This is a genomic window from Streptomyces sp. NPDC104309, from assembly GCF_055584025.1.
This window is the reverse complement of sequence record NZ_JBVJMV010000084.1, coordinates 1-15,442: the sequence shown is the minus strand read 5'-3', so window position 1 is coordinate 15,442 and position 15,442 is coordinate 1. Positions and strand designations below refer to the sequence as shown.

Sequence of the window (15,442 nt, the reverse complement as noted above, 5' to 3'; positions counted from 1 at the left end):
TCGATGATGCCCGCGGTCGGCTCCGGATCCCGGCCGGCCGCCTCCCGGGCCTTCCCACGCAGCCGGTCGTGGAACTCTTTGACCAGGCCCTTGTCGGCTGAGGACGGCCCCGGTGGCGCCAGCCTGCAACTGGCGGGCGTGATCGACGGGGCCGCGTACGCCGCGAACCACCCCAAGGAGTTCGCCAAGGCCGTCACCAACTGGGAGGAGTGGCAGCGGAACCCCAGCCGTGCCGCCGGCCAGCTCACCCCGGATCTGCTGCTCGCCCTCGCCACCGGAGGCGGGGGCGCCCTGCGGAAGGGCGCCTCGACCGTCAAGACTGCCGCTCAGCGGCTGGCGAGACGCGAGCGGGCGCTGCGTCGCGACGGCAGCGCCGCTGAGCGTGCCGGCGAGCCGAACAAGCACGACAAGTGCACCAAGGAGAAGTGCGGAGAAGGCGAGCCGGTCGACGTTGCAACCGGCGAGATGTTCATGTCCGCCACGGACGTCAGTCTGCCCGGCGCCCTGCCGCTGGTACTGGAGCGGCACTACGTCTCCGGACACCCGTGCGGCGGTTGGTTCGGTCCCACCTGGGCGGCCACCCTCGACCAGCGCCTGGAACTGGACGACGCCGGACTCGTCTACATCGCGGCCGACGGCATGGTGCTGCGATACCCGGTACCAGAGCCGGAGACCCCCACCCTGCCCGTCTCCGGCCCGTGCTGGCCGCTGCGCTGGGACGGCAAGCCGGACGGCACCTTCACCCTCACCGTCCCGGAGGAGAACCGCCGCCTCACTTTGCCCGGCTCCCGGTGGGAGGCTCGGAACTGGCGCTCCACGCGATCACCTTCCGCAGCGGTGAGGGCGACCGCATCGACTTCGTGTACGACGAGCACGGCGCACCCACCCGGATCGCCCACTCCGGCGGCTACCGCATCGTCGTCGACACCGACACAGCCCTGCATCGCGTCACGGCCCTGCGTCTCCTGCACGGCGAGCAACATGAGCACAGCGCCCAGCTCGTCGCCTTCACCTACGACGACAGTGGCGACCTGATCGAGGTCGTCAATTCCACCGGCAAGCCGCAGCTCTACCGTTACGACGAGCATCGCATCACATCCTGGAAGGACCGCAACGGCACCGCGTTCGCCTACGTCTACGACCACCGCGGTCGCGTCCTGCGCACCGTAGGGCCGACCGGTATCCTCTCGGGCCGCTTCCACTACGACGACGCCCACCGCACCACCCGCTACACCGACTCCCAGGGCAACGTCACCACGTACGGCCTCAACGAGGCGCACAAGTCGTCGGTGCTCTGACTGGGAAGGTTCGCCGGGTTGGTGGTCGCGACGGTTGGATGTGCGGTGACGTCCGATCCGATCGCTGGAGGCGCGGTGGCTGAGCCTGTCCGTGTACGCAGGCTGACCGACCAGGAGGGGCAGAAGCTGCAGCGGATCGTGCGCCGGGGTAGCACGAGTTCGGTGCGCTACCGGCGCGCGATGATGCTGCTCGCCTCGGCGGGTGGGAACCGGGTGCCGGTGATCGCCCAGCTGGTCCAGGCCGACGAGGGCACCGTGCGCGATGTGATCCACCGCTTCAACGAGATCGGCCTGACCTGCCTGGACCCTCAGTGGGCGGGAGGCCGTCCCCGCCTGCTCAGTCGTGATGACGAGGACTTCGTCATCCGGACAGCCACCACTCGCCCCAGCAAGCTCGGCCAGCCCTTCACCCGCTGGTCGATCCGCAAACTCGCCGCCTACCTGCGGAAAGTGCACGGACGTGTCATCCGCATCGGCCGTGAAGCCTTACGGTGCCTGCTCCGGCGCCGTGGCATCACCTTCCAGCGCACCAAGACCTGGAAGGAGTCACCCGACCCTGATCGCGACGCCAAGCTCGACCGGATCGAGCAGGTGCTGGAACGCTTCCCGGACCGGGTCTTCGCCTTCGACGAGTTCGGGCCCCTGGGGATCCGGCCCACCGCAGGCTCCTGCTGGGCGAAGCAGGGCAAGCCACACCGGCTGCCGGCGACCTACCGCCGCACCCACGGCGTCACCTACTTGCACGGCTGCTACTCCGTGGGCGACGACCGCCTGTGGGGCGTCAACCGCCGCCGCCAGGGCACCGCCAACACCCTGGCCGCGCTCAAGTCGATCCGCGCCGCCCGACCCGACGGCGCCCCCGATCTACATCATCCTGGACAACCTCTCCGCCCACACCGGCGCGGACATCCGCCGCTGGGCGAAGAAGAACAAGGTCGAGCTGTGCTTCACCCCGACCTATGCTTCCTGGGCCAACCCGATCGAGGCCCACTTCGGCCCGCTGCGGCAGTTCACCCTGGCCAACTCCCACCACCGCAGCCACCCCGCGCAAACCCAGGCACTGCACCGCTACCTGCGCTGGCGCAATACCAACGCCCGCCACCCCGACGTACTCGCCGCCCAACGCAAGGAACGCGCCCGCATCCGCAGCGAAAAGGGCATCCGCTGGGGCGGACGCCCCCTCAACACCGCAGCCTGACCAACCGCGAACCGCAGCTCCCGAACGCCGAAGGGGCAAGTTCAGGAGAAGGACAGCGACAGAAGGATGACTCAGGAGGCGGACGGCTCGATCTCCCCCGCGAAGACGATGACCTGGTCGATGAGGCTCCGTCGCAGATGGACGACGTCCGTTCCCGCCAGGCGGGGGCCTCCATCAGGCGTGGTGAAGACCCACTGGTACCGGGCCCATTCGTCAGGCATGTCCACCGCTGAGCAGCGCACCATCGTGCCGGTCCCCGCCGGGTGGCGCCGGATGTCCAGCACGAACCGCTCGACCGCCCCGATTCCTTCGCTGCGACCCAACGGCCCCCAGAAGACCACGTCTGAGGTCAGGGCCTGGGAGAGCAGGGCAGTCACATAGCTGTCGTCCGAGGCGTTGAACGCGGAGATGAACGTGTCGATCGCGGAGCGTGCGGTCTCTTCCTGCATGCCCCAGTAATACCAGCCTTTCGCGTGCGCTCGTCCCACGAGCCGCCTTCCGATCACGGTGAACCATCCCGGTCACAGCACTAGCCAACCCTCTCGCCTCGCCCGAGGACATCGAGGACCTGGACGGCTGGACCCTCCACCGGCTCCGCCACAGTGCCCTGACCCACGACGCCGAGGACGGCACCTCCACCCCGATGCTGCTGGCCCGCTCCCGCCACGCCTCTGTCCGCTCCCTGGAGCGCTACGCCCGCCCCGGCGTCGACGCGGTTGCCCGGTACGTCGCCGAGCGAGACCCCGCCGCTCGCCGCCGCAGGTGAGTCCGAGCGCATCAGGGCTTCAAGATCATCCCGTTGCCCCTTTGACGCGTATCTCGGTCAGACCCCCACAAGCCTCGGTGGCCCGTCGCGGGGCGGTCAACTGGTTTTCGGCGCAGCGTGGTTACCCGCCTACCGCCTGTCGTCAAACGAACGAATGACGACAGCCTCCTCGACTGGGCCAGGCAGGGCCGTCGCTGCCGACGTCCGTGGCCATCCCCGCAATGAAGATCTCCCGTCGGCCCGCACTGAGCGAAGATGAACGCCTCGCCGCCTTGGGGCAGGCTTCTGACCGATACGGAGGTGCCGATGCGACTCGGGCGAGCCGCCGCGCCCGTTCCCGCGCCGGTCGCCGCCTTGGTGCTGGAGCACATCACGAACCGCGGCAACATGAACACGCCACCAATCCGGCGTCCCGCTGGCTCCTCCCCGGCCGCCGCGTCTGAGACGCTCCATCCGAGCAATCCGCTTGGGGAGGAGCGATCCGTGGGTGACTGGCTGAGCTTGGTCTGGGGAGGCGTCGCGGGTGCCGGCGCGACGGTTATCTCAACTATCGAAATGTTGGGCTGGGCGTGTATGACCTTATGGTCCAGCGCTCACCTGGTGGCGGGGTCGATCCAAGGTTCTCCCCGGACGTCATGCGAGGGATCTTCGGGGTCCTGCGTGTCGGCTTCCTTGCAGTAACCGGGGTCAGGGCATTCGGGATGTTCTGACCCGATGGTCACGGACTCCTCGCCGGCCGCCGGACAGGGGCGAGACGTCGGGCCGGTCACCCGCTGGGTGACCAAGGCCGCGGCCGCCGGGGGTGGCCGTTCGCACTGTGCCTATTCGGTCGTGTGCGTGGGGTAGACCTCGACGTCGGTGTAGGCGCCCTTGATGTCTCCGGCGCCTTCGGGCCAGTTCAGGGTGATGGTGTGGGTCTCGTTGGGGGGTGTCACCAGGATGTTGGTCGGGGACGCGAGGCTTTTGCCGGTGTTGTCGATGTCGTAGGCGAGGTTGAAGACAGCGGCGTCGCCGGGCTTCAGGGTGGTGATACGTGGCTGGGCGTGGCCGCGCTCGATGGGGTTCGAGGTGTGGTCGGCGTCCTTGATGTCGACGCCCGCGAAGCCGGTTGCCGAGCAGGTGGTCGAACCCCGGTTGATCATGGTGATGTCGATCCTGCCGGATTCCTCGTCGGGTGCGGCGTCCATGGCGTCGATGGCGAGGTCCTGCGTCTTGCAGAACGTGACCTTGCCGCTGGTCTTCGTCGTGGCGTTCGAGGCTGCCTCTGCCTTGGTGTCCTCACCGGAGCCCGCCTTCGCGTTGCCGGCCTCCGAGCCGCCGGAGCCGGCGCCGCCCTCCGCCTTCGAGCCGTCGTTCGAGGACGAGGAGCCCTTGGAGGACGAGTCCGTCCCGGAGCCGTCCCCGCTGCAGGCGGTGAGCGAGAGGGTGGCGGCGATGCCGATGGCGGCGAGAGCGGTGATGCGGGTGTACTTCACGGTGTTCCCCCAGGAATGGCGCGGTGCGTGTGTTCGGAAGTATTTGTATCTCGCACCGAGTCACAGGCGGTCCTCCGCGACGTCTTCGTTCTGTCACAGGCGCATAGGCCTCTCGGCCCGCCTTGCGCGGGCACGGCCAGCCCTGTCAGATCGACCCGTTCCAGGGCGGGCACCAGAGCGGCCGGCACCCGCTGCAGAAACCTTGAAGCGCGCGCCACACTCCGTCAGTCGCGCCCCCAGATGCACCGTCTCCGTCGGCTCCCGCCCGTGCCGCTCGCCCACCAGATCGTGCTGCACGCGTTCCAGGTCGGCGCGCATTGCGGCGACGTCCTCGTGTTCCTGGCCGTCCTCGACGTCCCCGGCGAGGGCGTTGGTGCGTGCTTCTGAGCAGACAGCCCATGCGAAAGGCCCCGCACCGCCTGGTCGAAGAGGCCCTGACCACGCTCAGCGGCCCGGAGCCCTCTGCCGTCCTGCTGTCCAGCCCATCACCCGCCGGTCCTCCCGCCGGTCCTCCCGCCGGGCCGGTCAGCCGATATCCCGCGAAGCCCAACGGGACTGATCCTTATGGCGGTCACCATGGTGACCGCCACCAAGACCAGCCCCCATACCGACCCGAACCGACTCTCCCACGGGACCGACCGCCCCGTCAGCGGTGTTCTGGGCAGGCCGCTCATGATGGCGTCGGTGACGAAGATCCCTCGGAAGTCGTGGGGTTGGTAGCGGAGCGGCTGGCCGGTGTTGTCGGTCAGTCCGGCTGCGTCCATGGTCTCGTCCAGTGCCTTGCGCATGGTGGTCATCGACACGGGTCGCTCCTGGGCGCCGTGGTGCCAGAGCACGGGCATCGGCGGGTGCCAGACGCGCTCTCCGCGGTCGTGAGCGACGACGAAGGGGACCTTCCCGTCGGTGCCGTGAACGCGCTGGATGATCGCGCTGAGCGCTTCGGCGAGCCCGGGGCTGACCGGAAGGAGACGTTCCTCGTCGGTCTTCGACGGTGTGATCTGCAGCAACGGGGCGTGCTGCCGCGGTACGCCATGAAGAGCACCGGGGACTCCCCGACCAAACGTCACTTGGCCGGGGAGTCCCCGGTCTGCCGGGTTCGGAAGGCCGCGCCCGGCGGCCGGCACGGCTCCGGGCGGTCGGGTCAGGCCCGCGACTGGAGAGGGACGTTCCTGGCACCGACCGGCGTCCTCGACAGCCGCCGGGGTGGAGGCTGGCTAGCTGCGGTCGTGCCCGCCGTGGTGACAGTGCCCGTTGCGCTTGATGACGGTGGGGTCGGTGGCGGTGTGGGTTGCGGTGTCGCCGCCTCCGGTGACGGTGGCGGTGTTGGTGGCCTTGTGGTGCGAGTCGCAGTCACAGGAGATCTTGACCTTGAGGGTGATGGTCGGGTAGCTGCCGCCTGCCACCAGGACATTGCTGCGAGTGCACGTGAGGGTGCTCCGGGTGCAGTTCCATCCGGCGCCGCTGATGCTGCGGGCGGTGAGTCCTGGCGGCAGGCTGTCGTGCACGGTGACCGTGCTGCCGTCGGTGACGCCCGGCCCGCTGTTGCCGACCGTGATGGCGTAGGTCCCCTGCTCGCCCTGGACGAACTTCCCGGTGTGGGTCTTGGTGATGGTCAAGGAGGGGGTGACCACCGTGTAGGAGATGATCACCTGACCGCTCTTGTTCGCCGTCCCGATCGCCGAGGCCGTGTAGCTCGTCCCGGTGCCCGTCGCGGTGGCGAGGCTGCTTCCTCCGCCGCCACCGCCACCGCCCGCACGGCCGAGGCCGCTGGAGCCGGGGGTGGCGGCGCCGCCTCCGCCGCCGGCGTAGTACCCGCCGCCTCCGCCGCCGCCGGCCCCGGCGGCCACGCAGTTGCCGCCGGTGTTGTTGCCGCCGGTGCCGCCGGTGCCGACCGTGGTGCCGGTGAAGCTGCTTCCCGGGTTGCCTGCGGCGGGCGTACAGCCTCCGGTGGGGGTGGCCGGCGTGCCGCCGATGCCGCCGGTCATGGTGGTGGTGTTGCCGCCTTGCCCGCCGGATCCCGGCGAACCACCGCTGTCGAACGCTCCGGCGGTGCCGGCGGTGGCGTCCGGTGTGCCGCCGTTGCCCCCGTTGCCTCCCGCGATCGTGCCGGCGAACGGGGCGCCGCCGCCGGCACCACCGCCGCCGGCTACGACGAGGAGGCTGGTGCCGGTGCTCACGCTGGACGCGCCGCCTCCTCCGGGACCCCTGCGGAACTGACCCGTGGGGTTGCTCGAGGTGCCGCCCGGGGCACCGCCGTTGTAGCCGCCGGTGCCGCTCCCGTTGCAACCCGCGCTGCCGGTGCCGCCGACGTTGACGGTGTAGGTCGTCGGGGCGGTGGTCACCGGCAGCGTGGTGACGACTCGTGCTCCCGTCCCCCCGGACCCGGTGAAGCCGCAGGGAGTGCCGGTGTTGTCGGCGCCGCCGGCACCGTCCGCGGTGATGGTGACGACCGCGTTCGCGGGGACGGTGAAGGTCTGCGGGGCCCCGGTGAAGTTGAAGGTGGACGATGGGTCGGTTCCTCGTACCGTTGCTGGGGTGGTGGCCGGTGCGGCGGTCGCGGGCGTCAGTGCGGTGCCGGCCAGTGCCGCGCACAGTCCCGCCACGGCTCCTGCCCGCCGCCACTGCTCACGATCACCGATGCCGGCGCGAGCTCGGCTTCGCTCTGCCTCCACTCCGGTGAGGGGGTGTTGTGGAGCGTGATGACTGGTCACTGATATCTCCCGACGTGCCGGCTTGGGGTGAGGCGGCCTTCCGCCGGTGGGGCAGGCCACTCCACGATGGATTACTCATTGTTATTACACATGAACGCAAAGTAATGGAAGGGGTTCGGGCCTGATGCCGTGTCATTCGGGTCCGGCGTTCGAGCTGCGCTCGGACTCCACCGAACGGTTGACGCCAGGTCGGGGCAGCCCAGCTTCCCGCCATGGACAGCACCTGGGCCGAGAGCCTCGTCAACGTCGTGGATATCGAAGCGACCTGCTGGGCCGGTTCCCAGCTGCCCGGCGACGGCGAGCCGGCCCGCATGCTGCAGGGCGAGCAGGCGATGCCTCGCGCCTCCCGGAGCAGGTCGCCCGCCGCCGAGCGGCACGCCGACACCGCCCGCTTCGTACTCTTTGAGGCCCGCCCGGCCGGTCCGCTCTTCGACGAGCTGTCCGGGGCCGGCGGTCTGAGCACGAGACAGGTCGGGGCGGGTCCGGCCTGCCTGCGGGACATCATCGCCGAGCGCGGCCGTCCGCCCGTGACTTGGAATCGGGCGGACGGCTACACGTTCTGCTCGGATCCCGCCGAGGTCCAGGCATACGAGGTCGCGGTGATCCGCGAGAAGCTCACCGAGATCCGCCGGTTCATCACCGGCGTGGCCGGGCGGATCCGTGACCGGCTTCGCGAGCGCGTCCGGCGCGACATGGGACGGGCGCCCGGGGCGGTCGCCACCGTCGTCGACCCGCAGCCGGTAAAGGCCGCCGAGACCGGCGACCCGGCCTCGCGCGCGGGCAGCGGCGAGGCCCTCCTTGGTGCCGATGACGATGAGTTCGCGGACGACAGGTGTGTCGCCCACGTCGAGGAACGCGTGGCGCGCCTTCATCCATGGGGGCCTGTTTGACGCCGCTTTTAGTTAACCGCTACCTATTGAGGCGTCGCAGAGGAGGACGGTCCGTGCAGGAAGTGGTGCTGGCGCTGCTGACCAAGGAGTCATCGCATGGGTACGACCTGCGCAGGCGGTTGGCAGCGGCACTCGGGCCGCTGGGGGAGACGCTGAACGCGGGGCAGATCTATGTGACGCTCACCCGGCTCGAAAAGGCGGGTCTGGTCGTCCAGGAGCGTGAGGTCGCGCCGGTGCGCGGCCCGCGGCGCAAGGTGTTCGCGCTGACCGCGGCCGGGGAGGAGCGGGTGGCCACATGGATGGCCGGGAGCGCCGGCCCCAGGGCGGACGTGACGGAGTTTCACCTGAAGCTCGTCGCCGCCGCCGAGTCGGGCCTGGCTGATCCGCTCGCGCTCGTGGAGGCGCAGCGGCGGGAGCTGATGCGCAGCCTCGCCGAAGCCCAGCACGCCGCCCTCGCTCACGACACGGGCTCGGAGGCCGGGCTGCTCGTGGAGGGCATCGCGCTCCGGATGCAGGCCGATCTGCGCTGGTTGGAGGTGTGCGGGCGGACCTGGTCCGCCCGCACACCGCGTGGGAAAGGCAGAGGAATCGGATGACGGGAGACGGACAGCGCGTCAGGGGCCGGTCCCAGCGGAGGGGTACGGACGACCGCTCGGGCGCGGGACGGGGCGGCCCCCAACCTGGTGAGGCGAAGGGGCCGTTACTGCGTGCGGTCGGGTTGACGCGGGTGTCGGGCAGGACGAGAGCGTGGTGCGGGCCGTCGACGGGATCGACCTCGATGTTCCGGCCGGGCAGGCGCTCGCCGTGATTGGGCCCAGCGGTTGTGGTAAGTCCACGCTGCTCCAGCTTCTCGGCGGTCTTGACCGGCCTACCGAGGGCGAGGTGTGGCTCGGTGGGCAGCGCGTCGACGACCTCGGTGAGCGGGCGCTGGCCCGGCTGCGGCGCCGCGCCGTCGGGTTCGTCTTCCAGGCCTACCACCTGATGGACGAGCTGACCGCGGCGGAGAACGTCGAGCTGCCCGCGCTGCTCGCCGGCGCCTCACCGCGCACCGCCCGCAACCGTGCCGCCGAAACCTCGATCAGGTCGGGCTCGCCGACCGGGCCAGGCATCTGCCCTCCGAGCTCTCCGGCGGGCAGCGGCAGCGGGTGGCCATAGCCCGCGCGCTGGTCAACGAGCCGCTGATCGTCCTTGCGGACGAGCCCACGGGAAACCTCGACAGCGCCGCGACCCTCGACATCCTCCGCCTGTTCGGCGAGCTGCGCGCCGCCGGCCAGACCCTCGTCATGGCCACCCACGACGAGCGGGTCGCCGCCACGGCCGACCGCATCGTCTCCCTGCGTGACGGGGCGGTGGCCGACGACACCCGCTTGGACGCAAACGACGGCACAGGGCACGGCAGCAGCAGAGGGCTCGGCTCCCTGCTGAGCTGGGAGAACTGACCATGGGACACCTGCTGCTGATCTGGCGCCTGATCCTGCACGACATGCGCCGCCGTCCCGGCGAGGCTGTCATGTTCCTGCTCGTCGTCACCGCCGCCGGCGCCAGCCTGACACTCGGCGCCGCGACCACAAACGCGGTGTCCACCGGGTACGCGAAGACCCGCGCGGCCACCGCCGGCCCCGACGTCATGGCCTCGACGACGAGCCCGGACCCAGCCGGCCTCGCCGACCGCTTCGCACACGCGCCCGGGGTCACCGCGCTCGGTGGCCCGTTCCTTGCGTTGGACACCACCATCCGGGCACACGGCCAAACCGCGCACTCCGCAGTCGTGGGGCGCGACAGTTCGCCGTCCGCCGTGGACCGGCCACTGGTGACCTCCGGGACCTGGGTGCGTCCCGGAGGCGCAGTGGTCGAGCGCGGCTTGGCGCAGGCACTCGGTGTGCAGGTCGGCGACAGCCTCACCCTCAGCGGACGCAGCATTCCGGTCGTCGGGACCGCGATCAGCGTGGCCATCGAGGTGTATCCGTGGAGCAACGCGGCGCAGGGGCCCAGGGCGTCCGACTACGGCGGCATGGTGTGGCTCACCACGGCCGACGCTCGCGCGGCGGCAGGCGACGCGCCCGTTGTCCACCTGATCTATCTGAAGCTGTCCGACCCTGCTGCGACCGACAGGTTCGGCCGCTCCCCGGCCGTCGACGCCATCACCGCCGAAACCTGGGTCAACTTCCGCTACTGGCAGGACGTCCTCAACACGGACACGAACATGATCAAGGACACCCGGCCCACTCTGATCACCGGCCGCCCGCGACAACCGGCGTGCCGCACTGCTCAAGGCCGTCGGCGCCGGCCCCGGCACCGTCACCGCCGTCCTGCTGGCGCAATACCTGCTGCTGACCCTCCTGGCCACCGCGCTCGGACCCACCGCCGGGACCCTCCCACGCCGAACTCGACGCGGCCACCGCCTTCAAGCGGTTCGGCCCCATCGAAGTGCGGACCGACCAGACCGGCCAGGTGCTGCTCGCCGTCACTCTCGTGCTGGTGGCACTGTCCACGCTCAACACCGTGCTCCTCGGCCGGAGCACCGCCGTGCGGGCTCGGCGCGCCCTGACCGTCGCCCGTACCCTCGGCTCCACACCCGGCCAGGTCGTCACGGCGCTCTGCGTCGCGCAACTCCTGCCCGCCGTAACCGGAGTGGCGGCGGGTATTCCGGCCGGGCTCGTCCTGTACTGGTTCTTCGGCACGCAGGTCACACCGCCGGGGTCGTGGCTGCTCACCGCCGCACTCGTCATCCTGCTGGCAGTCGGAGCCCTGACCGCCCTGCCCGCGTGGACCCACACCCGCCGCCCCGCCGGGCGCGTCCTCAACGCCGAACCCGCCTGACGTGCCTTCCCTGCCGGGCCCGCCGTGGCAGGTTGCGCGGGCCGGGCGGTGGCGGGCCCCCTGCACGGTCAGCCGCCGGTTCATCAGCCGCCGGCAGGTGTCGTCGACCGGATCAACCAGGGCCAGCAGGTGCATGGTCTCGTCGATGCGGCCGTACTCGGCGAACGCGGCCCCCAACGGGGTCGCGCGGCCCTCGCGACCGAACATCCGCAGCAGACCGTGGGCGAGGACCTGGTCCGTGACGAGCGAACCGCCACCCTGAGCCGTAGATGCCGGCCACGTCGGTGGCCTCCTTCTCGCCCGGCTGCAGTTCGGGAAATCGTTCCAGCACACGCTGGACCTCGGCCGCCTCCTGCGAGCATGTCGCCGTCGGGGGTGGGTCGCAGGACAGGTTGAGTCGTGGAGACGTCGGTGAACGAGGCCGTCACGCCTGGGGCACCAGCACCGCAGATAACGGACTGCAGCGGATTGTCACGGAAAGTACGGCGCCGGTTTCCGCTCGGATGCTCCTCGCCCCCCGAGCCTGCCGCCCCGGCGGCACCACCTGCGCCACGTCCGCCGCCCGCTGCGCACGACCGGTTACCGGCCCCGCCTCTCACTGTCACATCCACCCGGCAGAATGGGGCCGGGGCCGCCGCGACGGCGATCCCGACCTGCTTCCGCGGGACCGACGACCACCGTCGTACGGCCTGCCAGGAGACACCCGGCACCGGTCCGGGCCACACTGGCAGTGCTGTGCGGATGAGGAGGTGAAGGGAATGAGCGTTGCAACCGATCACACTGGGCCGTGGACCGTTGCCGACGTCCTCGCGCTGCCGGAGGACCGCAGTGTCCGGTACGAGCTGCTGGGGGAGTCCCTGATGATGTCCCCCGCCCCCGGCCTGCGCCACCAGCGTGCGTCGTTCCGGCTCCACGTGGCCCTGGACGCCGCGGCCCGCGCCGCCGGCGCACCGGTCGAGATCCTGGAAGCCATCCACGTGACCCTGCCGTCCGGCCTGGTGGTGCCGGACATCGTGGTCGCCGATGCCGGCGCGACCGTCGACGACGGTGTCAGCATCGACGCCGAAGCCGTCCAGCTCGTGGTCGAGCTGGTCTCACCCGGCAACAAGACGATGGACCGGAAGTTCAAGCCCATGCTCTACGCCGAGGCCGCGATCCCGCACTACTGGCGCCTGGAATTCGAACCGGCGCCCCGGCTCATCATCACCGAGCTGGAGAACGGCCGGTACGTCGAGCAGACGACAGCCCTGTCCGGCGAGGTCACCCGGCTCGACACCCCGTTCCCCTTCGCGATCGACCCGGCCGGGCTCGCCCGGCAGTAGCCGGCATCCCGTAGCCACTACGGTTCGTGCCATCCGGGCCCGTCGATCTCGTGGATCGGATACTCGAGCTGCCGCCCACCGGAGTGATCAGCGGGCGCCACACAGAATGCATTGTGCAGGTATGAAGCGGCCCCGGAACCGAAAGCGGTTCCGGGGCCCGCGTGTCAGCGGGGTAAGTGGACAGGCGCCGTAGCGGACTGGGCGGGCGTCGGGCGTGATCCGGGTCCCGGAGCAGGATCAGCAGGCCGCTCTCTCCCCCCGACGGTGGCAACCGCAACACCCCCGGCCGGCCACCGCCCCTTCGGCGGCTGTCGCCGAAGGGGCGGTGGCCTACTCGTGATCAGCGCAGAGATGGGCAGTGAGGGCCGCGCAGGCCCACTCCTCCCAGGCGTCGGGGGACCAGCCCCGGTTGCGGACAAAGATCAGGTATAGCTCCGGGCTGAGCAGCCCGTACAGCAGGTCGGCGGCGCGGGCGGTATCGATGTCGGGGCGGGCGTCAGGCTTGGAGGTCAGTGCCTTCGCTGCGGCGGGCACTGTCACGTTGACTGACCGGGTGGGATGATCTTCTGGTTGGTCATGCTGGGAGGGGTCGTCCGTGGACAGCGCGCCGCCGTCGTACAAAGGGCACCGGTACCCGGTGGAGATCATCGCGCACTGCGTGTGGCTGTACCACCGCTTCCCGCTCAGCTTCCGCGAGGTCGAGGAACTGATGCTCGAGCGCGGCGTGTTCGTCTCCTATGAGACGGTCCGCCGCTGGTGCGCCAAGTTCGGGCAGGCCTATGCCGGCGCGCTGCGCCGCCGGCAGCCCCGGCCCGGGGACAAGTGGCATCTGGACGAGGTCTTCGTGAAGATCAACGGAGAGCAGAAGTTACCTGTGGCGGGCCGTGGACGCCGACGGCACCGTCCTGGACATCCTCGTACAGAACCGGCGGGACACCGCTGCGGCCAGGCGGTTCTTCCGCAGGCTGCTGAAGAAGACCCGTACAGTGCCCCGGGTGGTCGTCACCGACAGGCTGCGCTCCTACGGCGCGGCCCACCGCGAGGTCATGCCCTGGGTCGAGCACCGTTCCCACAAGGGCCTGAACAATCGGGCCGAGAACAGTCATCAGCCCACCCGGCAGCGCGAACGCGCCATGAAAGGCTTCCGCAGCGTCGGCGGAGCCCAGCAGTTCCTGGCCGCGTTCAGCGGCATCTCACCCCACTTCCGGCCCCGCCGCCACCTGATGACCGCCGCCCACTACCGCGCCGAGATGACCACCCGCTTCGCCATCTGGGACCAGATCACCGGCGTCGCCGCCCTGCCTGCCGCGGCCTGAGCACGGAGCCGGAACCCAGCCCACCACCCCCGGACACGCCGTCAGGCACTCACACACTCAACAACGTGACAACGCCCGGCAAGGAGGTGGGCCATGCGCGGGGCGTCGTAGCCGGCGTCGAAGACGATGAGGATGTCGCGGTCGCCGGCATGCCAGCGGCCCATCTCGATCAGGTCCGTGACCACCCGGCGGAGCTGGGTGGCGGTGACCTCGGCGACGTCGTCCTCGGGCCCGAGGCGGATTGCGTCCAGGAGCTGGCACCAGGACGTGCGTCCCGTCTCCAGGGCAGCGACGAAGGAGTACGGCCAGCCGGGGATCATCTGGTCGCTGGAGCGTCCGCTGCGGCCGTAGACGTGGCAGAACAGACGCTCCGCGCTGGTCGGTGCGTCGGGACGCAGCCAGTGGCTGATGTCGACGGCGAGCACCAGGCGCCCGTTGGCGGCCCGCGGCATCGGCAGACCGGCCAGCACCTGCCGCAGCCGGGGCACGTCGACGTTCCCGCGGTTCAACGCCTCGTACATCGCGCCGTGTCCGCGCCGGTGCTCGGCCACCAGCGTGAGGTCCACCGGCGAGGTCACAGGCCCGTCCGCGCAGAGCAACGCGTCCGTGAGGTCGAACAGTTCGTCCCCGCGCGCGGTCAGGCAGTCGAATAAGTCCTCCCGGAAGCGTGACGCTTGCGCGAACACTTCCCCGGGACCGGTGTCAGGCAGCAGACTCACTTTCACGGCCTTCGTCTCGATCGGTGCACCTTGGTCGGAGCACATGATCAGGCGAAGGCCGCCTCAGCGTCCGGAGAATGCCCAGGTCAGCGACCCAGTTCGAGGCACATTTCGACGCGGACCCTAACCTCGCCGTTTCGTTTGGGGACGGCGGCTGTTGGGGCGGAAACGCGAAAGTGCCTTCCTGACCTGGGACGATGAACCTTGCTGAGGGGTTCTGTCGGTCCAGGCGGAGGGCACTTTCTACGTGCAGGCTATCGGGTTGCGTCCCAAGATCCAGGTCAGTGCAGATGGTTCGGGGGTGGTCGGTCATGCCGGGTCACGGTTACTGGCTGATCTCGCCGATGCAACTGGGCTGACCGGTGCATACTCCGTCGCGTTGCACCCTTTGAGGCCGCGTGGAACCGGCCACGACCCGGGCCGGATCATGACGGACCTCGCGGTGATGCTTGCCGACGGCGGCGAGACCATCACGGATCTGGCCGTGCTGCGGGACCAGGGCGAGGTGTTCGGCCCGGTCGCCTCCACACCCACTGCCTGGCGGTTGCTCGCCGACACCGACGAGGCTGTACGCGCTTCGCTTCGAGCGGCCCGCGCCTCAGCCCGGGAAGTCGCCTGGATGCAGGCTGCCGAGACTGGCGAGGGCATACCCGCTGTCCGGGCCGGCGGACGCGAACTTTCCGGCCTGGTCCTGGACCTCGACGCCACGCTGATCACCTGCCACTCGGAAAAGGAACAAGCCGCGCCCACCTATAAGGGTGGCTTCGGCTTCCACCCGCTGCTGTGTTTCCTCGCCAACACCGGCGAGGCCATGTCCGGCCGGCTGCGGCCCGGCAACTCCGGAGCCAACACCGCCGCCGACCACATCGCGGTGCTGGACGACGCCCTCGCGCAGATCCCCGACGCTCACCGGCACGGCACCGCGAT

At 70.2% G+C, this 15,442-nt stretch carries 12 protein-coding genes and 8 pseudogenes; 12 read left to right on the top strand and 8 right to left on the bottom strand.

Annotated elements, in window-relative coordinates:
* Nucleotides 1-248 (bottom strand): annotated as a pseudogene (locus ACZ68L_RS45000) (hypothetical protein); the annotation flags it as partial.
* 217 nt (nucleotides 249-465) lie between these two features.
* Here ACZ68L_RS45000 and ACZ68L_RS44995 point away from each other — a divergent pair.
* The 3 genes and pseudogenes from ACZ68L_RS44995 to ACZ68L_RS44985 form a co-directional block, all read left to right on the top strand.
* A pseudogene (locus tag ACZ68L_RS44995) lies at nucleotides 466-594 on the top strand (DUF6531 domain-containing protein); the annotation flags it as partial.
* Nucleotides 595-791: 197 nt separating this feature from the next.
* Entirely contained in the window at nucleotides 792-1,298 is a 507-nt protein-coding gene (locus ACZ68L_RS44990; RefSeq protein WP_469590338.1) for a hypothetical protein, read from the top strand.
* Between the two features lie 75 nt (nucleotides 1,299-1,373).
* Nucleotides 1,374-2,496: pseudogene (locus ACZ68L_RS44985) on the top strand (IS630 family transposase).
* A gap of 71 nt (nucleotides 2,497-2,567) precedes the next feature.
* Here ACZ68L_RS44985 and ACZ68L_RS44980 read toward each other — a convergent pair.
* Nucleotides 2,568-2,945 carry a nuclear transport factor 2 family protein gene (locus ACZ68L_RS44980; protein ID WP_361445770.1) on the bottom strand — a complete coding sequence of 126 codons (378 nt, stop codon included), beginning with the start codon at nucleotides 2,943-2,945 and terminating at the stop codon, nucleotides 2,568-2,570.
* 194 nt (nucleotides 2,946-3,139) lie between these two features.
* On the opposite strand from ACZ68L_RS44980, the gene ACZ68L_RS44975 reads away from it, so the two are divergent.
* Nucleotides 3,140-3,262 (top strand): PmrA, encoded by a 123-nt coding sequence (locus tag ACZ68L_RS44975; protein WP_469590332.1) that lies wholly within the window; start codon nucleotides 3,140-3,142, stop codon nucleotides 3,260-3,262.
* An 821-nt stretch (nucleotides 3,263-4,083) separates the two neighbouring features.
* Here ACZ68L_RS44975 and ACZ68L_RS44970 read toward each other — a convergent pair.
* The 3 genes from ACZ68L_RS44970 to ACZ68L_RS44960 form a co-directional block, all read right to left on the bottom strand.
* Nucleotides 4,084-4,737, bottom strand: a complete 654-nt coding sequence (locus tag ACZ68L_RS44970; protein ID WP_469590328.1) for a DUF4232 domain-containing protein — start codon at nucleotides 4,735-4,737, stop codon at nucleotides 4,084-4,086.
* A gap of 485 nt (nucleotides 4,738-5,222) precedes the next feature.
* Nucleotides 5,223-5,744 carry a hypothetical protein gene (locus tag ACZ68L_RS44965; RefSeq protein WP_469590325.1) on the bottom strand — a complete coding sequence of 174 codons (522 nt, stop codon included), beginning with the start codon at nucleotides 5,742-5,744 and terminating at the stop codon, nucleotides 5,223-5,225.
* Between the two features lie 207 nt (nucleotides 5,745-5,951).
* On the bottom strand, nucleotides 5,952-7,340 hold the full coding sequence (locus tag ACZ68L_RS44960) for a hypothetical protein (protein WP_469590321.1): 1,389 nt from the start codon (nucleotides 7,338-7,340) through the stop codon (nucleotides 5,952-5,954).
* Between the two features lie 749 nt (nucleotides 7,341-8,089).
* On the opposite strand from ACZ68L_RS44960, the pseudogene ACZ68L_RS44955 reads away from it, so the two are divergent.
* From ACZ68L_RS44955 to ACZ68L_RS44935, 5 genes and pseudogenes are all read left to right on the top strand, one after another.
* Nucleotides 8,090-8,224 (top strand): annotated as a pseudogene (locus tag ACZ68L_RS44955) (IS5-like element IS4811 family transposase); the annotation flags it as partial.
* 167 nt (nucleotides 8,225-8,391) lie between these two features.
* Nucleotides 8,392-8,934 (top strand): PadR family transcriptional regulator, encoded by a 543-nt coding sequence (locus tag ACZ68L_RS44950; RefSeq protein ID WP_469590316.1) that lies wholly within the window; start codon nucleotides 8,392-8,394, stop codon nucleotides 8,932-8,934.
* Nucleotides 8,931-9,777, top strand: a pseudogene (locus tag ACZ68L_RS44945) (ABC transporter ATP-binding protein). Before ACZ68L_RS44950 ends, ACZ68L_RS44945 begins: the two are co-directional and overlap by 4 nt.
* A gap of 2 nt (nucleotides 9,778-9,779) precedes the next feature.
* Nucleotides 9,780-10,886, top strand: coding sequence for an ABC transporter permease (locus ACZ68L_RS44940; RefSeq protein ID WP_469590311.1), 1,107 nt, complete (start codon nucleotides 9,780-9,782; stop codon nucleotides 10,884-10,886).
* Complete coding sequence (locus tag ACZ68L_RS44935; protein WP_469590305.1) at nucleotides 10,790-11,158, top strand: FtsX-like permease family protein; 369 nt, start codon at nucleotides 10,790-10,792, stop codon at nucleotides 11,156-11,158. Before ACZ68L_RS44940 ends, ACZ68L_RS44935 begins: the two co-directional genes overlap by 97 nt.
* On the opposite strand, the pseudogene ACZ68L_RS44930 reads toward ACZ68L_RS44935, so the two are convergent.
* Nucleotides 11,126-11,437: pseudogene (locus tag ACZ68L_RS44930) on the bottom strand (Tn3 family transposase); the annotation flags it as partial. The gene ACZ68L_RS44935 and the pseudogene ACZ68L_RS44930 sit on opposite strands and share 33 nt — an antisense overlap.
* 479 nt (nucleotides 11,438-11,916) lie before the next feature.
* On the opposite strand from ACZ68L_RS44930, the gene ACZ68L_RS44925 reads away from it, so the two are divergent.
* A complete protein-coding gene (locus tag ACZ68L_RS44925; RefSeq protein ID WP_469590300.1) occupies nucleotides 11,917-12,480 on the top strand; it encodes a Uma2 family endonuclease in 564 nt (187 codons plus the stop codon).
* A gap of 330 nt (nucleotides 12,481-12,810) precedes the next feature.
* Here the strand turns inward: ACZ68L_RS44925 and ACZ68L_RS44920 are convergent, their stop codons facing one another.
* Entirely contained in the window at nucleotides 12,811-13,020 is a 210-nt protein-coding gene (locus tag ACZ68L_RS44920; protein WP_469590297.1) for a hypothetical protein, read from the bottom strand.
* Nucleotides 13,021-13,075: 55 nt separating this feature from the next.
* On the opposite strand from ACZ68L_RS44920, the pseudogene ACZ68L_RS44915 reads away from it, so the two are divergent.
* Nucleotides 13,076-13,796: pseudogene (locus ACZ68L_RS44915) on the top strand (IS6 family transposase).
* 74 nt (nucleotides 13,797-13,870) lie between these two features.
* Here the strand turns inward: ACZ68L_RS44915 and ACZ68L_RS44910 are convergent.
* A pseudogene (locus ACZ68L_RS44910) lies at nucleotides 13,871-14,515 on the bottom strand (transposase); the annotation flags it as partial.
* Between the two features lie 217 nt (nucleotides 14,516-14,732).
* On the opposite strand from ACZ68L_RS44910, the gene ACZ68L_RS44905 reads away from it, so the two are divergent.
* Nucleotides 14,733-15,442 (top strand): transposase (locus tag ACZ68L_RS44905; RefSeq protein ID WP_469590335.1); only part of this gene is annotated, 710 nt, incomplete at its 3' end.

What these genes read in the sequence shown, in the direction of transcription:
- ACZ68L_RS44980 (WP_361445770.1), bottom strand. Translation starts at nt 2,945, where the DNA reads ATGCAGGAAGAGACCGCACGCTCCGCGATCGACACGTTCATCTCCGCG.
- ACZ68L_RS44975 (WP_469590332.1), top strand. Translation starts at nt 3,140, where the DNA reads ATGCTGCTGGCCCGCTCCCGCCACGCCTCTGTCCGCTCCCTGGAGCGC.
- ACZ68L_RS44940 (WP_469590311.1), top strand. Translation starts at nt 9,780, where the DNA reads ATGGGACACCTGCTGCTGATCTGGCGCCTGATCCTGCACGACATGCGC.
- ACZ68L_RS44925 (WP_469590300.1), top strand. Translation starts at nt 11,917, where the DNA reads ATGAGCGTTGCAACCGATCACACTGGGCCGTGGACCGTTGCCGACGTC.